The organism is Embleya sp. NPDC005575, assembly GCF_040605455.1.
In the GTDB taxonomy this organism is placed as follows: Bacteria; Actinomycetota; Actinomycetes; order Streptomycetales; family Streptomycetaceae; genus Embleya.
Window position 1 is genome coordinate 1 of sequence record NZ_JBEXCV010000280.1, and the last position, 5,910, is coordinate 5,910.

The following is a 5,910-nucleotide window of genomic DNA, read 5'->3' on the forward strand; positions in this document are numbered from 1 at the left end:
GTTGGCTGGGAGCCAACGGCCGCCGGATCAAGGCTGGTTGATGGATCGATGAATCCGACTACCGCAGGACACCGCGGACGGCCTCGGGATCCGTGGGCGGGAGGGGCGTGGCCGGGCCCGCGGTCTTGGTTGTGACGTCCGGCGGCGGAGTCACGTAGACGGGCTCGGGATCGGGTCCCGGGGCGCACGTCTTGGCGATCCGGCCGCCGCCCTTGGGGAGACTGCCGTCGCGGAGGTACGCGGTGAACGTGTCGTCCAGGCAGGCGTTGCCGTGGAACAGGATCTCGTGGAAGCTGCCGCCGGTCTGGACGACCAACTTCGATCCGGGCAGCGCGTCACGCATGGCCAGACCGCCCTCGTACGGGGTGGCGGCGTCCTCGGTGGCCTGGAAGAGCAGGACGGGCGGTAGACCCTTGCCGGTGATCTTCATGCGTCCGGCCGGATTGCCCTGGCCGGGCCAGAACATGCAGGCCGCGTTGTACCACATGTTGTTGTAGGTGTAGAAGGGCGCGGTGGCGTTGACCCTGGCCTGGTCCTTCTTCCAGAACTCCCAGTCGCGCGGCCACGCGTTCTCGTTGCACTGCGCCGCGTTGTACGCCGGGAAGCCGGCGTCGTCCGTGCCCGGCGCCGCGTAGCGGTTGTAGGCGATGTTCAGCGGCCGGGTGTCGTGTCGGGTGACGTAGGCCGAGAGCACGGTGGCCATCCGGGGCCAGCGCAGGAAGTTGTAGCCGCCGCCGTAGAAGGTGTCCTCGAACTCCGCCGGGCCGATCTTGCCGGGGGCCGGGGCGGCGTCCACCGGGTCGGTCCGCAGGGCGGCCTCGACCCGGTCGTACGCCTTCCTGATCGTGGCGGCGTCCGTACCCAGGTGGTAGATCGAGTCGGCCTTGGCCGTCCAGTCGGCGAAGGCGTCGAAGCGGCGCTGGTGTTCCTTGTCCTGCAGGATGTTGTGGTCGTACCAGGGGATCGTCGGGCCGACGATGCTGTCCAGCACCATGCGCCGGACGCGCGAGGGGAAGAGTTGGCCGTAGGTGGAGCCCAGCGAGGTGCCCCAGGAGCCGCCGTAGAAGTTGATCTTCGGTGCTCCGAGCGCCCGCCGGATGCTGTCCATGTCGCGTGCGCTGTCGACCGTGGTCATGTGCGGCATCAGCCAGGACCAGTCGGCCGCGCAGTCGGCGGCGTACCCGGCCGCCTTCGTCAGCCAGGCTTTCGAAGTGCCCTGGCTTATCTGATAGTCGGGCCGCTCACCGTGGAAGTATTCGGCGTCGCAGACGACATGGGGCTCGCTGGCGTTGGTGCCGCGCGGGTCGAAGCCGATCCAGTCGTAGGTCGAGGCGACGTCCTGGGGGATCTGGCCGGAGATGAACGCGGGCATCCAAAGCCCGGAGTTCCCGGGGCCGCCGGGGTTGAGCAGGATCGGACCTTGTTGCTTGTTCTTGGCCGCTGTGGCGGGCAGCCGGTTCACCTTGATCTTGATCTTGGGGCCGTGCGGGTTGGCGTAGTCCACCGGCACGTCGAGCATCGCGCACTGGAGCGCGGGCGTGGTGGCGTCGTTACAGGAGCTCCAGACGAGTTTTCCCTGCCCGGTGTCCTCGGGTCCGGCGGAGTCGGGCGCGGCGCCGACGGAGGCTCCGCTGAGGGCCACCAGCGCCACGGCTGCCGAGAACAGGGCTATGACTTTTCTCATAAGCGAATGATGTGACATGTGAAATTGCATAGCCACATGGATCACTGGACGTTACCAAGCTGTGACCGAGGTGGAGTCGGCGATCCGCCGGGGACGACCGGAAGCGTGGGCGGCCGCGGTTCGTGGCGCGCCGACGATGGATCGGCGCCGGTTCACGGCCCGGTGCGGGCCGGGCCTGGTGGGTCGGGTGGGGACAACACCTCGCGCAGGGCCGCCATCCAGGCCACCGGTCCGTCGGTGACGCCGGCGACCACCACGCGGCGGGCCAGGCCCGCGAGGAGTGCGCCGAGGGCGCCGGGGCGCAGGTCCTCGTCGGGGTCGACACCCAGGCGGGCGGCGGCGATGCCTACGGCGTCCTGGGCCAGCGCGTCGATGCGCAGGATCGCGAATTCGTGCACGGAGCGGATGTCGGCGAAGCGGCGGCGCAGTTCGCGGCGTCGGGCCATCGTGGCGGCCGGCTCCTCGTGGGTCGCGTTCCCGTAGCGCTCGAAGGCGTGCGACAGGGCCGCCCACAGGTCCAGTTCCGCGGGCGCTGCGGCGAACTCGTCGACGAGGAGCCGTCCGAAGCCCCAGCCGAAGAGCAGCGCCTCCTTGCTCTCGTAGTAGCGAAAGAACGTGCGGTGCGCGACGGGAACAGGCGGCGATGATGCTGCACGCCGGCGTCGACCAGTTCGGTGGCGAGACCCGATCCGACCTGATCGTCGACGCGGTACGCTCCGGCGCCGTCGACGAGGCGCGCATCGACGCGTCGGCCCGACGCATCCTGCCCGACAAGTTTCGACTCGGCCTGTTCGACGACCCGTACGTCGACCCCGGTGGCCAGCGGCACGACCGCGGCGGCCGTGCCCTGCAGGGCGCGCGCGGTGATCAGGACGCCGATGTCGGACGTCATCGCGCACAGGGCCGATCCCACCGTCATCACCGCGAGCGCGCCGACGAGGATGCGACGCCGGCCGTACATGTCGCCGGCGCGCCCCAGTACCGGGTTGAGCACCGCACCGGACAGCAGCGTGGCGGTCAGCATCCAACTCACCGTGCCCGGCGACGACCCGGTATCGCCGGGCAGCGCGGGCAGCAGCGGCACGATCACCGTCTGCATGAGCGCCATGAGGGTGCCGCCGAAGGCCAGGGTCGGCACAATCAGACGGGAACGAAGGCCGGACGAAGGTACGGCGGTTGCCACGAGACGGCTCCCGGATCCAGGGGCCGCCAACCGAACTGACGACCCGTCAGATCAGGTGTGTCACGATCTTCCGCAGAACGCCGGCACACGTGACGGACATCGCACCACCACAATCGGGCCCACCGCCCCGCGCCGTCGCCGGTGGTCCGTCGCCGCGCGGTCCGGGGCGCGGGTCACAGGCCGATGGATCCGTCGATGCGTTCGCGCAGCAGGTCGGCGTGGCCGTTGTGGCGGGCGTATTCCTCGACCATGTGGATCAGCGCCCAGCGCAGCGGCACCGTTCCGCGCCACCCGTCGTCGCCCGCCACGTCGAGGTCGGCCGCATCGATCGTGAAGCGCTCGGCGAAGGCGACCTCCGTGCGCCACGCTTCCCATGCCCGCTCGTCTCGACATCGGGCGCCGCACTGTTGGCCGGGGCCGCACCCCGGGTCCACGGCCACAGCCGGGGTCGGCCCGGCTACATACTGCTTGTACAAGCAAGCAACCCTTTCGCCGACGGTCCGGCCGGACGTGCCGCGATCCTGCCGATCTGCGGGCTTCAGGCGGCGCGCGTTTAGGCCATTCGGGTTGTCGTCGGTGAAAGCCCGCCTCCCCGGCTGTGGGGGCCCCATCGTGAAGGAGGGCGGCCGAAGGGTCGTCCCGGGGCGGGAAGGAGTACGGATGTCTCCTGGGACGGTTGTGTTCGCGGTATCCGAGGCGGCCGACGGCGCGGGCGTCGAGGCCGAAGAACTGCGCCGGATCCGAGCGGCGCTCCAGGCCGACGGCTTCGACGTGCGGTGGGTGACCCGGGCGCGGGACGCGGCAGGCGTGTTGCGGTCCGATCCGCGCGTGGTGGCGGCCGTGGTCGATTGGGAACTCGAAGCGGCGGACGGGCATCCGGACGCGGCCGCCGTGTTGCGCGGGGTGGGCGAGCGCTTTCGGGACCTGCCGACGTTCCTGGTTCTCGGCCACCACGATCCGGCGGAGCTGCCGTTGTTCGTCGCGGAGACCGTGGTCGGCTACGTGTGGCTGTCGGAGGACACCCCCGGCTTCATCGCGGGCCGGATCGCCCACGCGGCCCGCACGTATCTGGACGCTCTGCTGCCGCCGTTCTTCGCGGCCTTGCGCCGGTTCGACGACTCGTTCGAGTACTCGTGGCACACCCCGGCGCACGCGGGCGGCGTGGCGTTGCTGAAGTCCCCGGTCGGCAGCATGTTCCACGAATACTTCGGGGAGCAGCTTTTCCGCAGCGATCTGTCGGTGTCGGTGGCCGAGTTGGGGTCGCTGTTCGAGCACACCGGGCCGATCGGCGCGGCGGAACGCAACGCGGCGCGGGTGTTCGGCGCGGATCGCACCTACTTCGTGCTCGGTGGCGACTCGACCGCCGACCGCCTCGTGGGCCACGCCTCGATCGGGCTCGACGAGATCGCGTTGATCGACCGCAACTGCCACAAGTCGGTCCTGCACGGCCTGGTGATGTCCGGGGCTCGGCCGGTGTACCTGGTACCGACCCGCAACGGATACGGACTCGCCGGCCCGGTCCCGGCAGGCGCACTGGCCCCGGAGGCCCTGCGGGCGCGGATCGCGGGACACCCGTTGACGGCGGACGCCGTCTCACCCGTGCCCGTGTACTCCGTGTTGACCAACTCGACGTACGACGGCCTGTGTTACGACGCGGTGCGAGCGGCGGGCACGCTCGGGGAGAGCGTCGCGCGGGTGCACTTCGACGAGGCATGGTTCGCGTACGCGCGCTTTCACCCGCTGTACGCGCATCGCTTCGGCATGGCGGTGGGGCCGGACACGCTCCCCGGGCCGGAGCGCCCGACGGTGTTCTCGACCCAGTCCACGCACAAGCTGCTGGCCGCGCTCTCGCTGAGCGCGATGGTGCATGTGCGGGACACGCCTCGGGCGCCGGTGGCACACGACCGGTTCAACGAGGCGTACATGATGCACGGTTCGACCTCGCCGCTCTACCCGATGATCGCCTCGCTCGACGTGGCCACCGCGATGATGGACGGGCCGCAGGGTCGCTGCCTGATCGACGAGGCGGTGACCGAGGCGGTGCGCTTTCGCCGGGCGATGGTGCACCTGGGCCGCAGGATCGCCGCCGCCGGCGACCGCCCCGCGTGGTTCTTCGGGGTGTGGCAGCCCGAGGAAGTGGTCGACCCGGCCACCGGCGAGACGGTGCCGTTCGCGGACGCCCCGCCCGATCTGCTGCGCACCGATCCCTCCTGCTGGCAACTCGCCCCCGGCGCCGCGTGGCACGGCTTCCCGGACCTGGACGAGGGTTGGTGCCTGCTGGATCCGGTGAAGGTGACCATCACCTGCCCGGGCACCACGGCCGGCGGCACGATGACCGACTGGGGCATCCCCGCTCGAATCCTGACCGCCTACCTGGAGACCAGGCGGGTCATGGTCGAAAAGACCGACACCTACAGCACGCTGGTCCTGTTCTCGCTGGGCATCACCAAAGGCAAGTGGGGTACGTTGCTCGACGCGCTCACCGACTTCAAGGCCCGATACGACGAAGGCGCGCCCCTGGCAGAGGTGTTGCCCGAGATCGTGGCCGCGCATCCGCATCGCTATCGGGACCTGACGCTGCGCGACCTGTGCACGTCGATGCACGAACACCTGCGTGACGCGGGCCTGGTCGGGCTTCTCGACGATGCCTTCCGCACCCTGCCCCGCGCGGCCACTCCCCCACAGGTGTCCTTCCGCCGGCTCATGCGGGGCGACACCGAACGCGTCCCGCTCACCGCAGCCGCCGACCGCGTCGCCGCAGCGATGGTGTGCGTCACCCCGCCCGGGATTCCGGTCCTGATGCCTGGTGAGCAAATCGGCGCGGCCGACGGCCCGTTGCTGCGCTATCTGAGCGCGCTGGAGGCCTTCGACCGACGCTTCCCCGCCTTCGGCAGCGAAACCCACGGCGTGACCATCGACGAAAACGGCACCTATCTGATCGAGGTCGCGGGCCGTACCCGACACTCGCACGGATGAACCTCGCACGGATGAACACAGGGCCGCCGGCAACGGCTTCGACGTCGGGCACGACGTCGAAGCCGTT

Annotated in this window: 3 protein-coding genes and 2 pseudogenes; 1 reads left to right on the forward strand and 4 read right to left on the reverse strand. The window is 70.2% G+C overall.

Features of this window, described 5'->3' with window-relative positions:
- Positions 1 to 58: 58 nt before the first annotated feature.
- From ABZS54_RS41755 to ABZS54_RS41770, 4 genes and pseudogenes are all read right to left on the reverse strand, one after another.
- Positions 59 to 1,684: an alpha/beta hydrolase gene (locus ABZS54_RS41755; protein WP_355548310.1), complete on the reverse strand. Its 1,626-nt coding sequence runs from the start codon at positions 1,682 to 1,684 to the stop codon at positions 59 to 61.
- A 152-nt stretch (positions 1,685 to 1,836) separates the two neighbouring features.
- The gene (locus ABZS54_RS41760; RefSeq protein WP_355548316.1) at positions 1,837 to 2,130 is read right to left on the reverse strand and encodes a hypothetical protein; all 294 of its coding nucleotides are present in this window, start codon (positions 2,128 to 2,130) and stop codon (positions 1,837 to 1,839) included.
- Positions 2,131 to 2,411: 281 nt separating this feature from the next.
- Positions 2,412 to 2,867 (reverse strand): annotated as a pseudogene (locus ABZS54_RS41765) (MFS transporter); the annotation flags it as partial.
- Between the two features lie 173 nt (positions 2,868 to 3,040).
- A pseudogene (locus tag ABZS54_RS41770) lies at positions 3,041 to 3,244 on the reverse strand (DUF664 domain-containing protein); the annotation flags it as partial.
- Positions 3,245 to 3,527: 283 nt separating this feature from the next.
- Between ABZS54_RS41770 and ABZS54_RS41775 the strand changes: the two are divergent.
- Complete coding sequence (locus ABZS54_RS41775; protein ID WP_355548313.1) at positions 3,528 to 5,843, forward strand: Orn/Lys/Arg decarboxylase N-terminal domain-containing protein; 2,316 nt, start codon at positions 3,528 to 3,530, stop codon at positions 5,841 to 5,843.
- Positions 5,844 to 5,910: the final 67 nt, after the last annotated feature.

Bases quoted from the DNA above. Each gene is read 5' to 3' on its own strand.
- ABZS54_RS41755 (WP_355548310.1), bottom strand. From the start codon at position 1,684: ATGAGAAAAGTCATAGCCCTGTTCTCGGCAGCCGTGGCGCTGGTGGCC.
- ABZS54_RS41775 (WP_355548313.1), top strand. From the start codon at position 3,528: ATGTCTCCTGGGACGGTTGTGTTCGCGGTATCCGAGGCGGCCGACGGC.
- ABZS54_RS41760 (WP_355548316.1), bottom strand. From the start codon at position 2,130: ATGGCCCGACGCCGCGAACTGCGCCGCCGCTTCGCCGACATCCGCTCC.